General features: G+C 48.8%; 16 protein-coding genes and 1 tRNA gene. All 17 read right to left on the bottom strand.

Translation table 11 applies throughout. The features are described from left to right. Positions 1 to 24: 24 nt before the first annotated feature. A complete protein-coding gene (locus tag A1sIIB60_RS02120; RefSeq protein ID WP_095677207.1) occupies positions 25 to 363 on the bottom strand; it encodes a DoxX family protein in 339 nt (112 codons plus the stop codon). Positions 364 to 385: 22 nt separating this feature from the next. Further along, the gene (gene hemW / locus A1sIIB60_RS02115) at positions 386 to 1,507 is read right to left on the bottom strand and encodes a radical SAM family heme chaperone HemW (RefSeq protein ID WP_095677206.1); all 1,122 of its coding nucleotides are present in this window, start codon (positions 1,505 to 1,507) and stop codon (positions 386 to 388) included. Next, positions 1,507 to 3,384, bottom strand: a complete 1,878-nt coding sequence (gene lepA, locus A1sIIB60_RS02110; protein ID WP_095670857.1) for a translation elongation factor 4 — start codon at positions 3,382 to 3,384, stop codon at positions 1,507 to 1,509. Before lepA ends, hemW begins: the two co-directional genes overlap by 1 nt. Before the next feature lie 49 nt (positions 3,385 to 3,433). Beyond that, positions 3,434 to 3,703: a 30S ribosomal protein S20 gene (rpsT, locus tag A1sIIB60_RS02105; RefSeq protein ID WP_095670856.1), complete on the bottom strand. Its 270-nt coding sequence runs from the start codon at positions 3,701 to 3,703 to the stop codon at positions 3,434 to 3,436. 132 nt (positions 3,704 to 3,835) lie between these two features. Next, positions 3,836 to 4,786, bottom strand: coding sequence for a DNA polymerase III subunit delta (holA, locus tag A1sIIB60_RS02100; RefSeq protein WP_095670855.1), 951 nt, complete (start codon positions 4,784 to 4,786; stop codon positions 3,836 to 3,838). 35 nt (positions 4,787 to 4,821) lie between these two features. Further along, positions 4,822 to 6,933, bottom strand: coding sequence for a ComEC/Rec2 family competence protein (locus A1sIIB60_RS02095; protein WP_095688949.1), 2,112 nt, complete (start codon positions 6,931 to 6,933; stop codon positions 4,822 to 4,824). Positions 6,934 to 6,995: 62 nt separating this feature from the next. Next, positions 6,996 to 7,610, bottom strand: a complete 615-nt coding sequence (locus A1sIIB60_RS02090; protein WP_095688948.1) for a ComEA family DNA-binding protein — start codon at positions 7,608 to 7,610, stop codon at positions 6,996 to 6,998. A 57-nt stretch (positions 7,611 to 7,667) separates the two neighbouring features. Next, on the bottom strand, positions 7,668 to 10,148 hold the full coding sequence (gene leuS / locus A1sIIB60_RS02085; RefSeq protein WP_095688947.1) for a leucine--tRNA ligase: 2,481 nt from the start codon (positions 10,146 to 10,148) through the stop codon (positions 7,668 to 7,670). 19 nt (positions 10,149 to 10,167) lie between these two features. Continuing rightward, a complete protein-coding gene (locus A1sIIB60_RS02080) occupies positions 10,168 to 11,082 on the bottom strand; it encodes an oxidoreductase (protein ID WP_095688946.1) in 915 nt (304 codons plus the stop codon). 48 nt (positions 11,083 to 11,130) lie between these two features. Then, positions 11,131 to 11,203: transfer RNA gene (locus A1sIIB60_RS02075), tRNA-Ala, on the bottom strand. 21 nt (positions 11,204 to 11,224) lie between these two features. Then, positions 11,225 to 11,893: a histidine phosphatase family protein gene (locus A1sIIB60_RS02070; RefSeq protein WP_095688945.1), complete on the bottom strand. Its 669-nt coding sequence runs from the start codon at positions 11,891 to 11,893 to the stop codon at positions 11,225 to 11,227. Further along, positions 11,883 to 12,260 (bottom strand): ribosome silencing factor, encoded by a 378-nt coding sequence (gene rsfS, locus A1sIIB60_RS02065; RefSeq protein WP_095670849.1) that lies wholly within the window; start codon positions 12,258 to 12,260, stop codon positions 11,883 to 11,885. Before rsfS ends, A1sIIB60_RS02070 begins: the two co-directional genes overlap by 11 nt. Beyond that, positions 12,247 to 12,801, bottom strand: a complete 555-nt coding sequence (nadD, locus tag A1sIIB60_RS02060; protein ID WP_095670848.1) for a nicotinate (nicotinamide) nucleotide adenylyltransferase — start codon at positions 12,799 to 12,801, stop codon at positions 12,247 to 12,249. Before nadD ends, rsfS begins: the two co-directional genes overlap by 14 nt. A 24-nt stretch (positions 12,802 to 12,825) precedes the next feature. Next, positions 12,826 to 12,963, bottom strand: coding sequence for a hypothetical protein (locus tag A1sIIB60_RS07260; protein ID WP_190276908.1), 138 nt, complete (start codon positions 12,961 to 12,963; stop codon positions 12,826 to 12,828). Between the two features lie 9 nt (positions 12,964 to 12,972). Continuing rightward, positions 12,973 to 14,997 carry an NAD-dependent DNA ligase LigA gene (gene ligA, locus A1sIIB60_RS02055; protein ID WP_095688944.1) on the bottom strand — a complete coding sequence of 675 codons (2,025 nt, stop codon included), beginning with the start codon at positions 14,995 to 14,997 and terminating at the stop codon, positions 12,973 to 12,975. Further along, on the bottom strand, positions 14,994 to 16,067 hold the full coding sequence (mnmA, locus tag A1sIIB60_RS02050) for a tRNA 2-thiouridine(34) synthase MnmA (protein ID WP_095688943.1): 1,074 nt from the start codon (positions 16,065 to 16,067) through the stop codon (positions 14,994 to 14,996). Before mnmA ends, ligA begins: the two co-directional genes overlap by 4 nt. Beyond that, complete coding sequence (locus tag A1sIIB60_RS02045; RefSeq protein ID WP_095688942.1) at positions 16,064 to 17,197, bottom strand: cysteine desulfurase family protein; 1,134 nt, start codon at positions 17,195 to 17,197, stop codon at positions 16,064 to 16,066. The genes mnmA and A1sIIB60_RS02045 overlap by 4 nt, the downstream gene beginning before the upstream one ends. Positions 17,198 to 17,210 lie beyond the last annotated feature (13 nt).

Here is a 17,210-nt window from a genome sequence, read left to right as displayed (position 1 = left end):
ATAGTTCTTTTCTCTTATTAGTCTCTAGATCAAAACTAGCGCGATAGAAATTAAAGTTAAGAGGAAGAAGGCAGGGAATGCAGTCTTTGCCTTATTTGCCTTGAAGTGAACAAATATTGCACCGGCCATGGTGAACCAAAGTCCAACGAGTGGGAAGTAAGCCATCCAATTCCACTTGAGGCCAAGAATTAAGCCAAGTGCCAATAGCGCTTCGAAGAAGCCAATAACGCGCGCGATTCCATCTTTAACATTTACATCGCGGGTGCCAGATAGGCCCTTATCGTTGCCGCTAGCTTTAGAAAGGCCAGAGATAACAAATACGACGGCGAGAAATGCCAGGATGATCGTTGCGCTAGTAGTCATGGGCTAAAGGTACTACAGGCGCTTAGCCCAGCGCCTCTCGGACTAAACGATCGGCGATTAACCGCCCTTGTGCTGTTAATTGGAAGGCACCTTCAATTAACTCTAGATGGCCCGATGATTTATATGCTTCTAAATTTTCTTTTGCACTATCTGTCAATAGCGAGAGCGCCAAACCAGTACGCATCCGAATCGCCAACATAATTGATTCATCACGTAATTGTTCAACTGTTAAATCCTCTGAATCTGCAATTGGTGATTCGCCAGCAAATAACTTCTGTTTGTAAGCAGTTGGATGCTTTACATTCCAGAATCGTTTGCGATCAACATGTGAATGCGCTCCCGGCCCAAGACCCCACCAATTAGCGCTCTTCCAATACGCAATATTGTGCAGGCACTCTTTGCCAGGCTTTGCCCAGTTAGATAGTTCATACCAATTCAAACCTGCAGCGTTACACATCTGATCAACTAGCAAATACATATCAGCCATCAGATCATCATTTGGCATAGTTAACTCACCGCGTTTGATCTGCGCCGCAAGTTTGGTGCCGGTCTCAACGATTAGCGCGTAAGCGCTGATGTGATCGATATCCAGCGATAGCGCCTCCGTTACGGTGCTGCGCCAATCTTCCAGTGATTCACCAGGTGTTCCGTAAATTAGATCAACGCTTATGCTTTCAAATCCAGCAGCTCGTGCCATATCAACTGCGCGCTTTACATTTGCCGGATTGTGGGTGCGATCAAGCACCGCTAGAACATGAGGTTGCGCAGATTGCATACCGAATGAGATGCGATTAAAACCTGCGGCGAGATAGGCAGATAACTTCTCTTGCGTTACTGAATCTGGATTTGCCTCAAGTGTTATCTCGCAATCAGCAGTTAAACCATTGCGCGCCTTGATCGCGGTGATTACTCGACCGAGATCATGGGCCGGCAATAGCGAAGGCGTACCTCCCCCAAAGAAGATTGTCGGAACTTGATCTTTAGGAGCGCTCTCTAGCTCACGCAAAACTGCGTCGATGTAATCGTTAGAGACGATCTCAAGGGTTGCGCCATCTTGGAGTTCAGAAGGTGTGTAGGTATTGAAGTCGCAATATCCGCAGCGCTTAATGCAGTACGGGATATGTACGTAGAATGAGAGCACGATCAGTCTTGCTTACGCGCGGCTTTAATCTTTTCGATATCAGCATCTGTGGCAAGGGCTGCAACGAAGGCTTCTTGCGGAACTTCAACGCGTCCCACCATCTTCATGCGCTTCTTACCTTCCTTCTGCTTTTCCAGAAGTTTGCGCTTACGAGAAATATCTCCACCGTAACACTTAGCAAGAACATCTTTACGGATCGCGCGGATGCTCTCGCGCGCGATGATGCGTGAACCAATAGCGGCTTGAATAGGAACTTCGAACTGTTGGCGCGGAATAAGTTCGCGAAGTTTGCCGGTCATCATTACGCCATATGAGTAAGCCTTATCGCGGTGAACGATTGCGCTAAAGGCATCTACTGCCTCGCCCTGGAGCAAGATATCGACCTTAACGAGATTGCCTTCTTCGTCACCGAGTTCTTCGTAATCAAGTGAGGCATAACCCTTGGTGCGGCTCTTTAGCTGATCGAAGAAATCGAAGACAATTTCAGCAAGTGGCAAGGTGTAGCGAATTTCCACGCGATCTTCCGAGATGTAATCCATCCCCTGCATCGTGCCGCGACGTTCTTGGCAGAGCTCCATGATTGTGCCGATGTATTCAGATGGCGCAAGGATGGTGCACTTTACGATCGGTTCTTTGACGTAATTGATCTTGCCATCAGGAAATTCTGACGGGTTGGTAACGATAAATTCTTTGCCATCTTCTAGCATCACGCGATAGACCACGTTTGGGGCGGTTGAAATCAAACTGATTCCGGATTCGCGCTCTAGACGCTCGCGCACGATCTCCATATGCAAAAGACCGAGGAAACCGCAGCGGAAACCAAAGCCAAGTGCTGCAGAGCTCTCTGGTTCATAAACAAGGGCTGCGTCGTTTAACTGCAACTTATCTAGCGCATCGCGAAGTAAAGGAAAATCTGCGCCATCTAGTGGGAAGAGACCAGAGAAGACCATTGGCTTGGGATCTTTATAACCAGCAAGTGCGGTCTTTGTTGGGTTTTGATAGTTAGTGACAGTGTCACCAACACGTGACTGTCGAACATCTTTTACACCGGTAATTAAATAACCTACTTCGCCAACGCCTAAACCTTTACTTGGTAGTGGCTCTGGTGAGATAACGCCGACTTCAAGTGCTTCATGTCGAACGCCAGTTGAGAACATTTGAATCTGTTCGCGTGGATTAAGGCGTCCATCGATAACGCGAACATAGGTAACCACACCGCGATATGAGTCATATACAGAGTCGAAGATAAGTGCGCGCGCAGGTGCGTTGGCATCGCCAACTGGTGCGGGAATCTGTGCAACGATTTGATCTAGAAGGTCGGCAACGCCATCGCCAGTTTTTCCAGATACACGTAAGCAATCTTCTGGTTGACAACCGATTAAGCGGGCAAGTTCTGCCGCAAACTTTTCGGGCTGCGCATTTGGGAGATCGATCTTATTTAGAACAGGAATAATCGTTAGGTTGTTCTCCATCGCCAAGTAAAGGTTGGCAAGAGTCTGCGCTTCGATTCCTTGGGCGCAATCCACGAGCAACACTGCGCCTTCGCATGCTGCGAGCGAGCGCGAAACTTCGTAGGTAAAGTCAACGTGCCCAGGAGTATCGATCATATTGAGGATGTATTCCTGGCCATCGATACCGCTGCGCCATGGCAGACGGACCGCTTGCGATTTAATGGTGATGCCGCGTTCGCGTTCGATATCCATGCGATCTAGATATTGCGCGCGCATATTGCGAGCTTCTACAACTTCGGTGATGCCGAGCATGCGATCTGCCAGCGTTGATTTGCCGTGATCGATATGGGCGATGATGCAGAAGTTACGTATCTGCGCGGGGTTTGTCGCTGCCGGTTGCGGAGCCTTGGCAATTGGAATTGCAGGCACTTATGCGACCTCTAACTTAACTTGGGCTTTAATTCTGGTGGAAAGAAAATTAACGAGCGCCGGCTTTGGCAGCTGCCTTAGCCATTGAAGACTTCTTATTTGCTGCAGTGTTACGGTGAACAACACCCTTTGCTACTGCAACATCTAGAGCCTTTGAAGCGGCGCGGAGTTCAGTCGTGGTTGTTGCTGCATCGCCCTTTACGACTGCTTCGCGGAATTTGCGAACAGCGGTCTTTACAGATGAAGAGACAGACTTGTTGCGAGCTTGCGCCTTGTTATTGGTCTTAACGCGCTTGATCTGCGACTTGATATTTGCCACGTGTATTACTCCGAACGTTTAAAGCTTGGATGACCCTTTTGGTAATCTCAGCAGAGGCGTAGGTTATCAGCGCAGGGGGCGCAGGCTCAAATTGAGTTGAAATCCCCGCCTGACTTAGGACTTATCTGGGAGTTATCTAGCAGCGCGGGCGGCGGTAATCGTGGCCAAGGCTTTTTCGAGGGCATAGATCGGATCTGTCGCTGCTCCCTTTACCTGTGCATCTGCCAGAGCGATCGCTTGAACCGCCTTGGAAAGTGCGCGCGGTGTCCAACCTTGCAATTGGCGACGGGCTTTATCAATCTGCCAAGGCGCCATACCGAGTTGTCCGGCAAGTTCGAAAGATTTAGCACCGGTGGCAGAACCAGAAACTTTTGCCAGGCTGCGAAGTGCGGATGCGATTGCCGATGTCACCATTACTGGATCTGTGCCAGTTTCAATTGCGCTGCGCAATGAAATCAACGCAGTTGGTAAGTTGCCATCAATAGTTGCATCAGCAACATCAAAGCCAGTTGTCTCAACGCGGCCTTGGTGGAATTCATCGATGTATTTTTCATCAATTACTCCCGCAGGTGCATCGAGTGCGATCTGGGAAACTGCTTGTTGTAGTTCGCGCATATCTCCGCCGAGTGCACCGACAAGGGCTGCAACTGCGCCAGGTGATGCCTTGCGGCCAGAATCTAGAAATAGCTCTTTAACAAATTGCTCTTTTTCAGCATCTTTCTTTAGCGGCTCGCAGGCAATTATTTCGGGCTTAACTTTCTTAATCGCATCAAGTAGCGCCTTGCCTTTTACGCCGCCTTTATGGATAAAGATCACCGTGGTTGTGGCATCTGGCTCTGGCAGATAGCGAGTTATTTCATCACGAGATTCTTCAGGTAGATCTTGCAGATCTTTAATGATCAGCGCGCGACGTTCAGAAAATAGTGATGGGGCAAGTGCATCAGAGATATCTCCGACAATCGCATCTGCGGCCGAGATAGTGGTTACTTCCGCTTTTTCCTCTTTTAACTGTGCAGAAATTTTAGAGAGCGCGCGATCTGCCAGCGCCGCTTCAGAGCCAAGGATGAGATAGAAATCGTTCATCGCAGCTCCTCATCTACTTAAATTATTTTAGAAAATCATTCCCAACGGAGAAAGGTTAACTTCGATCTGCTGGTTCGCACCTTAAGGCGATGGTTACGGGCGCTAATTGCGATCGCGCCATCTCTGTCGGTACGCAGTACTTTAGCGCCTGTCGCCTCCAATAGTTCAAGGGTGGCAGGCGCTGGATGGCCATAACTATTTCCCGCGCCAACGCTAATCATCGCAACTTGTGGCGAAAGCGCCTTGGTAAAGATCTCATCTTGATAAGCCGAACCGTGATGGCAGACTTTATAGATATCTACTTCGCGTGTAGTCGATGCGATCATGCTTTGCGATAACGGCTCCATATCGCCACCTGCAAATAAGGTGTAATCCTTAGTTGTAATTCGCACCGCGATACTTGAGTTATTGGGATCGTAACTTCCAGAATCTGGCCATAAGACTTCAATATCAACTGGGCCTTGCGTGCTTTGCAATTGCGCACGTGCACCACGCTTTACATTTTGATACCAAGTCAGGCCAATCTTGCGCCCCTTGGTTACACCTGGCCAACCCGCGATGTGATCTGCATGGCCATGGGTAATTATCAAAAGCGGAATCTCGCGAACACCGAGTTGTTTTAAACAACGATCAATCAACTCTGGGTCGGGACCGGTATCAATCACTATTGCGCGGTGGTTGCCTAAGTTAATCGCGGCGCCATCGCCTTGTCCGATATCGCAATTAGCAACCTGCCACTGCCCTGCTGGAAAACGTTGCATGTAAGAAAGGCTCAGCACTAATACAACAACAGTTACTACCAACCGCTTTGGCGCTAGCAAAAAGAGGGCAATAACTACTGCAATAACTAGAAAACCAATCAAACCTTTCTGCAGAGTTAAGACGCGATAACCAGCGGCCCAATCAGCAACCCAGGCGATCCAGATCGCTAAAGGTTTAACGCAGGTAATTAGCAAGGTAGAAAGTTGCGGAAAGAGTGGTGAAATCAGCGCTGCGATAAAGCCGGTGATAGTTATCGGTGCAACGGCAGGTGCGGCAAAGAGATTTGCAAACAAGGATGCGGGAGATAGAAAGCCCGACAAAGCAACGATGACAGGTGCGCAGAAGACCATCGCTGCAATCGGTGGTGCAGCAGCTTGCGCCAATAACTTCGGAACACCTCGTGCAAAGAAATTGGTAACCCGCGGGGCATAGAGCAGCAGCCCTGCAGTTGCTAGAACTGAGAGTGCAAAACCTGGTTCGCGCGCCTGCCAGGGATCGCCAACTACAACAAGTGCGATCGCAAATCCCAACGCCGGCAATGAATCAGCACCGCGCCTGGTTCCATAAGAGATAAGTAATACCGCAGCCATTGCTGCAGCACGCAGAACGGATGGTGAAGGACGAACCAGTGCGATAAAACAAATAAGCGCGATCGCAGTGGCAATAATGCGAAAGCGCATACTGCGAAAGAGAAATTGCATGCACCATAAGACAAATGCCGAAACGATCGCAAAGTTGGCACCACTTACTGCTACTAGATGCGTTAACCCAGATCTACGCATATCGCTCTTGAATTGATCGCTCTGCAGTGAGGTATCCCCCAGAACCATTCCGGGGATAAGCGATGCGCCATCTCCTGAACCACTTGCGTTGCGAAGTCCTAAACGGATCGCCGCTAAAGATTTTGCCCATGAACTTGCTTCGGTAGTTGCTGTAACCGAACCGCGTGCAATCAAGAGCGCACCAGTGCGCGCCTCTTTACTCTCTAAGACACTGGCGCTTAAAGAAATCCACTGACCTGGAAGCAAGCCAACCACGCTCTTATCGGAGGTAATAATCCGCACTGGAGTTCGCAGATTGAATTTTTCGCTGCCACTATCAATCTGCCGTAGCGATGCCAAAAAGCTATAACTCGGTGGCAAGAAGTTCTGTCCGCTTACCCGCTTTGCTGTGCGCTGTGGATCGGTAGTTATTAGCGCCCTTACTTCAACAGTGCTTTGAAAGTAATTTGCAACCGCACTTGATTCCAGACTCTGCTGACGCATCGACATCACCACTGAACCCAAGGTCAGCGCAATTACCAGAACAATTACTCGCCGCTTCTTCTGTGAAAGTGCCAACAGAACAAAGCAGATGGCGCCGAGAGAAATTCGCCACGGCGCCATCCAACTTTGCGTAAGTGCACCAACCCAAACCGCCCCTCCTAAAGCTAAGGCGCGGTAATCAATTAGACGCGTAACTTCTCTTTAAATTGTCCGTACTTTGCCGTGCCTATCCCAGAGACCTTAAGCAGATCTTCAACTGTTAAGAACGGTCCGTTTATTTTTCGATAGGCAACGATGCGGGCGGCAAGAACAGGGCCGATTCCATCAAGTGATTCGAGCTCTTTTGCACTAGCGCGATTTAACGAGATTGGGCCAGTTACCTTCGCCTTGGTGCGCTGTGGTGATACACGTGCAGCGCTGCCACCTTTCTGTGGTGGATAAATATAAACCTGTTCGCCATCTTTAATGATGCGCGCCAGATTTATATCTGAAACATCAGCGCCTTTAACGGTATCGCCGGCCGCCTTTATCGCATCGATTACTCGCGAATTAATTGGCAGTGAGTAAACGCCGGGTTTTGTAACAGCGCCAGCAACATCAACGGTTACCTGTGCAACGCTTTCGACCATAGTTAATTCAGGTGCAACGACTTCAATTTCCTGAGATGTACCGCGAACAACAAAGAAAGCAGATGTTGCAACAACAATTGCAGAAAGCGCGAGCAGTGAGCGTTTCTGGGGCGAGGTGAAGGAGATATGGCTCCACCAGGAGCGAAAGTTTTCAAGTATGGAATTCATAGCCCAGATTGTGCAGGGCTTTAACTTTTCTCCGTTAAGAAGTTAATTGGGCTGTGGCTAAATAACGATATTGACGATCTTTGGAGCGCGCGCGATAACTTTCTTCGGTGTTGCACCATTTAACTCAGCGGCAATTGTTGGGTGGGACAGAGCCAGCGCTTCGATCTCAGAATCGGTAATGGTTGGTGGAACTTCGATGCGTTCTTTGATCTTGCCATTGATCTGAATAACGGCTTCAACTGCATCTGCAACCAATAGCTTTTCATCCACAACTGGCCATCCGGCAGTTGCAATCGCTGGCTTATGGCCTAGGCGATCCCACATTTCTTCAGCGGTAAATGGAGCAACAAGTGAGAGCATGATCGCAATTGCTTCAACGGCTTCGCGCACTGCAGGATCTGCAGCACCTGGTCCTGAATCAATCGCCTTACGCGTTGCATTTACTAACTCCATAACACGCGCGATGGCAACGTTAAAGCGGAAGGATTCAACAGCGAATGCGGCATCATGCAAGGCTTTATGAGTTGCTTTGCGTAGTGCGATATCGCCAGTTGCGAAGTCAACGCCAGGCTTTGATGTGACATCACCTGATAAACGCCAAGCGCGACTTAAGAATTTAACAGAACCAGATGGTGAAACATCAGACCAATCGACATCATCTTCAGGTGGACCTGAGAAGACCATAGATAAACGAATCGCATCTACGCCGTGGTTTTCAAGTTCATCCGAGAGGCGAACCAAGTTGCCGCGAGATTTAGACATTGCAGAGCCATCCATTACAACCATGCCTTGATTGAGCAGGCGGGTAAATGGTTCGGTAAAGCCGAGCATTCCGATGTCATGCAGAACTTTTGTGAAGAAGCGTGAATAAAGTAGGTGCAAGATTGCGTGAGTAACGCCGCCAACGTATTGATCAACTGGCAACCAAGTATCGATATCGGCGCGCGAGAATGGTTCGTTATGGTTAGTTGAAGATGGATAACGCAGGAAGTACCAAGAGGAATCTACGAAGGTATCCATGGTGTCGGTATCGCGAAGCGCTGCTGCGCCACACTTTGGACAAGAGGTATTAACCCAATCTGTTGCTGCAGCAAGTGGTGATTGACCCTTTGGCTTTAGATCAAGACCTTTAGCATCAGGAAGCGTTAAAGGTAATTGATCTGCTGGAACTGGTACTTCGCCACACTTTTCGCAGTGAACGATTGGAATAGGTGTGCCCCAGTAACGCTGGCGTGAAACGAGCCAATCACGCAGACGGTAGTTACGTGCAGATTTTCCGAGTCCATCTGCCTCCAACTGCTTATTGATTGCAGTGATCGCATCTACTTTATTAAGTCCATCAAGTGAGCCTGAATTAATTAGCTTTCCATCACCAGTAGTTGCAACGCCTGAAGCAGTTGGATCTTCTTCATCGCTCTGCACAACAACGCGCACAGGAAGTTTCATGGCGCGAGCAAAATCTAAGTCGCGTTGATCGTGCGCTGGAACGGCCATGATCGCGCCAGTTCCGTAATCGGCTAAAACATAATCAGATGCCCAGATCGGTAACTTCTCACCATTTACTGGGTTGATCGCATAACGTTGCAAGAAGACACCGCTCTTTGGGCGATCTGTTGCCAGGCGATCAATATCAGAGGCAGCCTTTACAGATTCGAGATAAGTTTTAAATTCACTTTCGGCAGGTGTGCCACTAGCAAGTTCTGCCGCAAGTTCTGAGTCAACAGCAACGACCATAAAGGTAGCGCCGTACAAAGTATCTGGGCGGGTTGTGTAAATCGTTACAGGTTCTGTGCGGCCTTCAATAACGAAGTTAACGTTGGCACCTTGAGAGCGACCGATCCAGTTGCGCTGCATCGTAAGGACTTTATCTGGCCACTTACCTTCGAGCTCTTTCATATCATCGAGCAAACGATCGGCGTAATCAGTGATCTTGAAATACCACTGATTTAACTTCTTCTTGGTAACGGCAGTGTCACAACGTTCGCAAAGGCCAGCAACTACTTGCTCGTTGGCAAGAACTGTCTGGCAACCTGGGCACCAGTTAACGGCGCTATCTTTACGGTAAGCAAGTCCGCGCTTGTGAAGTTCGATAAATAACCATTGGTTCCATTTGTAGTACTCAGGATCGCAAGTGTTAAAGACGCGATCCCAATCGAAAGAACAGGCATAACGGCGCATCGATGCTTTCTGCGTTGCGATGTTTTCGTAGGTCCAAATGCGCGGATCTTCATTGCGCTTAATAGCAGCGTTTTCCGCTGGTAGACCGAAGGCATCCCAACCGATTGGGTGCATGACGTTAAAACCTTTTTGGATCCAGTAACGCGCGATTACATCGCCAAGTGCATATGCCTCAGCGTGGCCCATGTGTAGATCACCGGATGGATAAGGAAACATATCTAAGACATATTTCTTAGGGCGCTTATCGTCTGTGCGACCTGATTTAAATGGCTCTAACTTGTCCCAAACTGGAAGCCACTTTTCCTGCACATAGGCGAAGTCATACGCAGCATGCGTTTGTTCATCGCGTGGAGTGGTCATTAACTTAGTTTATCGGGCTTTAGCCCCAAGTAACGCCAGTCAATTCTTCGCTAACGCTCCATAATTGCGCCGCTAATTGTTGATCGTATGCAATTGCAGCGGCGCGGGTGAGCTTTGGATATCCGCGCATCTCCATAAATCCATCTGGTCCAATATATGAGGCGCCATATAGCCCCGGATAAGTTGCGGCGCAGAGCGTTGGTAGCGCACCACGTCCGGCGCTCTGTGCAAATAATGTATTGGCAAGTGCGCCAGCGCGATCTTGCACAGTTGCCCCGCTAATTAAATTTGTTGCGGCATAGCCTGGGTGCGCAGCCACTGCTTCGATATTCCAATTATTGCGACTACTGCGACGCTCGAATTCATGGATGAAAAGTAAGTTAGCGAGTTTGCTTAAGGCATATGCCGACCAAGGGTTATATGCGCCAATTCCGCGGGCGCGATTGCGCAGATCATCTGAACTCATGCCAGAGATACGGGCGGCGCGATGCATCTGTGAAGATACGGCGACAACTCTTTCGCTCACCTTGTCACGAAGTAAACCAGCTAGCGCAAAGTGGCCTAAGTGATTAGTACCCATCTGCAATTCAAAGCCATCTTTACTTAGCGAAAATGGCGTAGCCATAACGCCAGCGTTAAGAATTAAAACATCAATGGGTTTGGTAAATTCCTTGGCAAATTTCTTAACTGATGCCAGATCTGCTAAATCAAGTAGCTTAAAATCAACGCGTTCTCTAGCGATCTCAGCGACAACTGCAGCGCCTTTTGCAGCATCACGTGCAGTGATTGTTACGTGGGCGCCCGCACGAGCAAGTTCAAGCGCAGTCTCTTTACCGATACCGCTGGTGCCACCTGTGATTAAGAATGATTTACCGGTGAGATCACCAATGTCAGATGCGCTCCAGCCACGTGGAATTGTGGTGACGATAGACATTTACTTTCCATTCTTTTCATTTAAATTAAATATTTTAAATAAATTGAGTGGAGATAAGGGGATTCGAACCCCTGACCTCTTCCATGCCATGGAAGCGCGCTACCAACTGCGCCATATCCCCGTGCTGTACGAGAGGGTAACTCTAGCGCACGTGATCTGGCACATCAGCGCCAGATTCTTCACCGAATACTGGCTCCAAGATAGAGCCGGCGTTATGTTCGGCTAAGTGCCAACCCTTAGGGCTAGTCTGCAAAATAGACCAGCGCGCATTTGAAAGCCCACCGATCTTTCCCCAATGCGCCATCGGTAGATGTAGATAATGACCGATTAAACAACGCGCAGTACCGCCGTGAGTTGCAACAACAATTAATTGATTCTCTTTATCGCCTAAGAACTCATCGATTGCTGCACTTGCGCGAGCTGCAACTTGGCTCCGACTCTCACCAATAGTTCCAGCAGGGTTATCGTTGCCATCGATCCAACGCACAAAATTTTCTAAATCTGCCGCGCGATTTTCAGCGCCGGTCTTACCTTCCCAGTGTCCGCCGTTGGTTTCACGTAAACGTTCGTCAACTAGTACTTCCATATTTACGATCTCGCCAAGTTTTGATGCGGTAACGCGAGCACGTGATAGATCACTACTTAAAATTGCAGTTGGTTCCATGACGGCAATAATCGGTGCGGCAAGCTGCGCTTGATAAATTCCAACGCTATTTAACTCGATATCAGAGTGTCCCTGAAAACGGTTTACAACGTTCCAATCAGTCTGGCCATGGCGCCAGAGAAGAATGCGATTGTTCTTACCTGCCATCTGCCACAGTTTCCTTTACGACATCGAGTTCAATTGTTGGGCAATCATTCCAGAGGCGATCGAGCATGTAATAACGGCGTAGTTCGCTACTTTGGATATGCACAACTAGATCTGAATAATCAAGCAACACCCATTCGTCGGTGCCTTCACGGCGGGCCGGCTTCTCACCAATCAAACGGAGTTTTTCTTCAACCTCATCTGCAATGGCATCGACTTGGCGGATATTTGCACCGGTAATAATGAGAAATACTTCTGAGAGAACCATCTGATCTGAAAGATCAATGGCGATCATCTCTGTGCCAAATTTTTCGGCAGCAGCGCGGGCTGCAACTTGAGTTAACTCTGTAACGCTCTTACTTGCTGGCATAGAGGTTGTGCTCCTTTATATAAGCGGCTACCTGCGGTGAAACACTTTCTATCTCACCAGCGCGTACCGCAGTTGCAGATACGTTGAGCGCATTGATATCCAGATTCGGCGAACCTGGAAAGTCTGGGCGATCGATAACAATGAAGTCGACCATATCCTGTAATTCTTTGCTGCGATGCCAATCTGCGATCTTGCTAAAGGCATCTGTGCCTAAAATCAAAAGTATTTGATCTCCCGGATAAGTCTGGGCAACAGCGAAGACGGTATCGATGCTGTAACTCGGGCCGGAGCGCAGAATTTCAATTGGATTTACTTCTACGCGGCTAGCAATTTCAGGAGCTAAATCCTTTAACGCTGCCTGGCACATTGCGCGACGATCTGAACCTGCTGCAACTGGTTCTTGATCTCGCAAGCGGGGCTGTCCTGCTGGAACTAAAAGAATTCGATCTGCTATCTCGCGAGTTAATAGTTCGGTAATTACGTGAAGGTGACCTAAATGAATAGGATCAAATGTTCCGCCGTAGATAGCGATCTTTGCCAAATGAAATTTCCCTAGTGAGAAAAATTATTGATCTAGACGAAGTACTAGATAGAGAAAGACTACAAAGACGATAAATGTGCCGACGCCGAAAGCAACAGGAGATGCAGGAAGTTCGCGTACGGTTTCAGAGGCTAGGTTGGTCAAAGCCGATTGGTTAATCATGGGTACAGACTACCCCCGCCCGTCTAGTAATTCTAAAAAGCGCGCCTCATCGATGATGGTGACGCCGAGTTCTTGGGCCTTGGCCAACTTAGATCCGGGATCTGTGCCGACCAAGACATAATCTGTTTTCTTAGAGACCGAACTTGCAGGTTTTCCGCCGTGGGCGGTAATTGTTTCGGCGATCGAATCGCGTGTGAATTTCTCTAGCCCGCCAGTAACAACAAAGGTAAGCCCTGCCAAAGTTTGCGGAAGATCTGCAGCCGCTTGCGCCTGCATTAATACTCCGGCCTTCTCCCATTTCTTAATAATTTCGCGGTGCCAATTAACGGCAAACCATTCGATGATTGATTGCGCAATAGTTTCACCGACGCCATCAATGTCAGCAAGCTCTTGCGCGTCTGCTTTAGCGATCGCGTGCATATCGCCAAAGGTATTTGCTAACGCTTGCGCAGCCGTTGGTCCTACGTGGCGAATAGAGAGCGCAACTATTACCCTCCAAAGTGGACGTGACTTCGCCTCTTCCAGAGCGGCCAGTAACTTTTCAATATTCTTTCCCGCGCTGCCATCTTTCTTGGTAAAGAATTCAGAGCGCATTAACTTCTCTGTTGTTAAACCAAATAGATCTGATTCATCAACGATGATCGCATCTGTTAATAGCGCGTTTGCTGCTTCATAACCCATCACATCAATATCTAGCGCGGCGCGTGAGCCGATGTAGTAAATGCGCTCACGTAACTGCGCCGGACAGCTCTGGGTATTTGGGCAACGAATATCAACATCGCCTTCAGTGATCGCACGCAGCGCAGAACCGCAATCAGGACATTGCGTTGGCATAACGAAGGCGCGCTCTTTACCGGTGCGCTTATCAAGAACTGGGCCAAGGACTTCCGGGATTACATCGCCAGCTTTACGAATAATTACAACGTCGCCAATCAAAACACCTTTGCGTTCGATTTCTTGCGCGTTATGCAAGGTCGCATTGGTAACCGTTGATCCAGCAACTTTGACAGGTTCCATATATGCAAAAGGTGTTACACGGCCTGTGCGACCAACGCTGACCTTGATATCTAATAACTTTGTGGTGACTTCTTCCGGCGGATACTTATAAGCGATCGCCCACTTCGGTGCGCGAGATGTAAACCCAAGTTTTTCTTGTTCTGCAATTGAATCTACTTTGATAACAACTCCATCGATCTCATGCTCAACATCGTGGCGATGTTCGTTGTAATACTCAATGAATTTCTCAACTTCAGCGCGCGATCCGCAGACTTTAAAACGCTCACTTGTAGGTAGCCCTAAGCCTTTTAAAGTTTCATAGGCTGCAGATTGTTCGGTAAAGGTAAGTCCTTCACGTGCACCGATTCCATGAACAACAACGCTAAGTGGGCGAGATGCCGTAACGCGTGGATCTTTCTGGCGAAGTGAACCAGCGGCAGCATTTCGAGGATTGGCAAAGAGTGACTTACCGGATTCTTCTAAACCATCATTTAACTCTTGAAAGGCTGCCAGTGGGAAAAAGACCTCACCACGAACTTCAATACGCGTTGGCACTTTCTTGCCGCTAAGAGAATGTGGCAAACCCTTAATAGTTTTAACGTTCAGCGTTACATCTTCACCGGTAACACCGTTACCGCGGGTAAGCGCACGAGTTAACTGGCCATCTTCAAAGAGTAAGTTGATCGCAAGGCCATCTACCTTTAACTCGCAGAGGTAAGAGGTTTCGCCGATCTCTTTTTCAACGCGATCAAACCAAGCGGCAAGCTCTTGAGTATCAAAGACGTTATCAAGGCTCATCATCTTCTCGATGTGATCGTGTTGATCAAAAGTTGTGGCAAATCCCCCACCAACGCCTAGTGATGGTGAATCAGGCGCAAGGAGCTCAGGATGTTTGGCTTCTAGCGCCCCTAACTCTTTTAGCAGCGCATCAAATTGCGCATCGGTAATTGTTGGAGCATCTAAAACATAATATTTAAATTGGTGATCGCGGATTTCATTTGTTAACTCGGTAATACGGTGGCGTGCTTGGTTGCTCATGTGCTCTCGCAAATTGTTGCTGAACCCACTACGCGATCACCATCGTAAATAACCATCGCTTGGCCATTGGCGATACCAAGTAGCGGCTTATCTAAATCTGCAACCAAACGGCCATCTGAGTAGTAATAAGTGCAATCAAGAGGTGCGCCATGGGCGCGAACCTGAACAAAACCGCGAAGTGGTTTCTCATCAATGGCTGGACCGCACCAAATTGTTTTCTCACCTTGCAATTGGCTCACCGCTAGCTCTTCACGTGATCCGACAACGACAGTATTTGTAACAGGTTCGATCTTTAATACAAAGCGTGGTGAACCATCGGCAGTTGGAACGGTAAGTCCCAAACCTTTGCGTTGGCCGATTGTGTATGTGTAAGCGCCTTTATGTTCGCCGATCTTTGTGCCCGATTGATCAACGATCGAACCTGTTTCACTTCCTAAACGATCGCGCAGCCAACCTGCGTTATCACCGGATGGAACAAAACAAATATCGTGGCTATCGGGCTTTTGAGCAACTGCTAACCCACGGGCTTCGGCTTCAATGCGGATATCAACTTTTTCAGTATCGCCTAATGGAAATATCGCACCGCTAATTTGTTCGGTGTTTAAAACTGCTAAAACATAAGATTGATCTTTTAGCGGATCAATCGCGCGGTGCAGGGTGCGACCCATCGGACCTTCTTGGGTGCGCGCATAGTGTCCAGTAACAACGCCATCAAATCCCATCGCCTTTGCGCGATCAAGCACTGCGGCAAATTTAATCTTCTCGTTGCAACGCAGACATGGGTTAGGTGTGCGACCTGCTGCATATTCGGCGAGGAAGTTTTCAACAACGCCTTGATGAAATTCTTCGGCCATATCCCAGATATAGAAAGGAATGCCGATCTTGTCGGCGGCGCGACGAGCATCATGTGAATCTTCAATGGTGCAACAACCGCGCGCACCGGAGCGATACTTCTGTGGGTTTGAAGCTAAAGCTAAATGCACACCAATTACTTCGTGTCCTGCTTCAACTGCGCGCGCTGCTGCAACTGCAGAGTCAACGCCACCGCTCATCGCTGCGATTATCTTCATTTGGAGGCCGCCGCTCTGCCGCGATTAATAACGGTGGGAAGGACAGATAAGGCGAAATCGATATCGGATTCGGTTGAGGTGGCGCCGCAAGAAAAACGTAGTGAAGATTGTGCAGTTATTTCGGTGTGGCCCATCGCAAGTAAGACATGGCTAGGACGGTGCACGCCTGCGCTACAAGCCGCACCTGTTGAGCAAGAAACTTTTTCAGAGTCCATTAACAAGAGAAGAGAATCGCTCTGTGTTCCGGGGAAGGTGACGTTAGTGATTCCAGGCAGGCGCGGTGCATCCACACCATTTATATAAGCATCAGGCACTGACGCGCGTAGCCCACTTTCAAATCGATCGCGTAGGGCACTTACTCGCGCAGAATCGTAATTTGAACTTTCTACAGCTGCGGCAAAGGCGACGATCGATGGCGCATTTAAAGTTCCGCTGCGAATTTCGCGCTCTTGTCCCCCGCCATGCAAGAGCGCAGGAATTTCAATGGCGCGACGAAGCACTAGGACTCCGATGCCAAGTGGTCCACCAACTTTATGTGCACTAAGTGCCATCGACATTACGCCGAGATCTTTATAAGAAAGTGGCGTCTTGGTAAATGATTGAACCGCATCAGTGTGAACTGGAATATCTCCGGCGATCTTTACAACTTCGCCAACCGGTTGAATTACACCAGTCTCGTTATTGGAGTGCATAACTGAAATCAAAGCGATCTCGTTGCCGCGCTTTGTGATTAACTCTTTTAGGAAATCTAAATCAATGAGACCTGTCTTGGTGACGGGAATTTCAATTAGCTCTGCGCCCTCATGTTCGACCAACCAGCGCGCCGGATCTAGAACCGCGTGGTGTTCAACGGCGCTGATCACAATTACTTTCTTGCCAGATTTCCAGAACAAACCTTTTATTGCCGCGTTATCTGCTTCGGTTCCAGAACCGGTAAAGATAATTTCGGAAGGCAACGCGCCAACGGCCTTGGCAATTACTTCGCGCGCATCTTCTACATCTTTACGCGTCGCGCGCCCCTGTGTGTGAAGTGAAGAAGGGTTGCCGATCTTGGAGAGTGAGCTAGTCATCGCTGCAATCGCAGCATCAGCCATCGGCGTAGTTGCCGCATGATCTAGGTAGACGCTCATTGGAGCAGTCTAG

This window comes from Candidatus Planktophila lacus (assembly GCF_002288385.1).
GTDB lineage: Bacteria > Actinomycetota > Actinomycetes > Nanopelagicales > Nanopelagicaceae > Planktophila > Planktophila lacus_D.
Note: the sequence above shows the minus strand (reverse complement) of the source record. Positions and strands in the feature narration are given on the sequence as shown.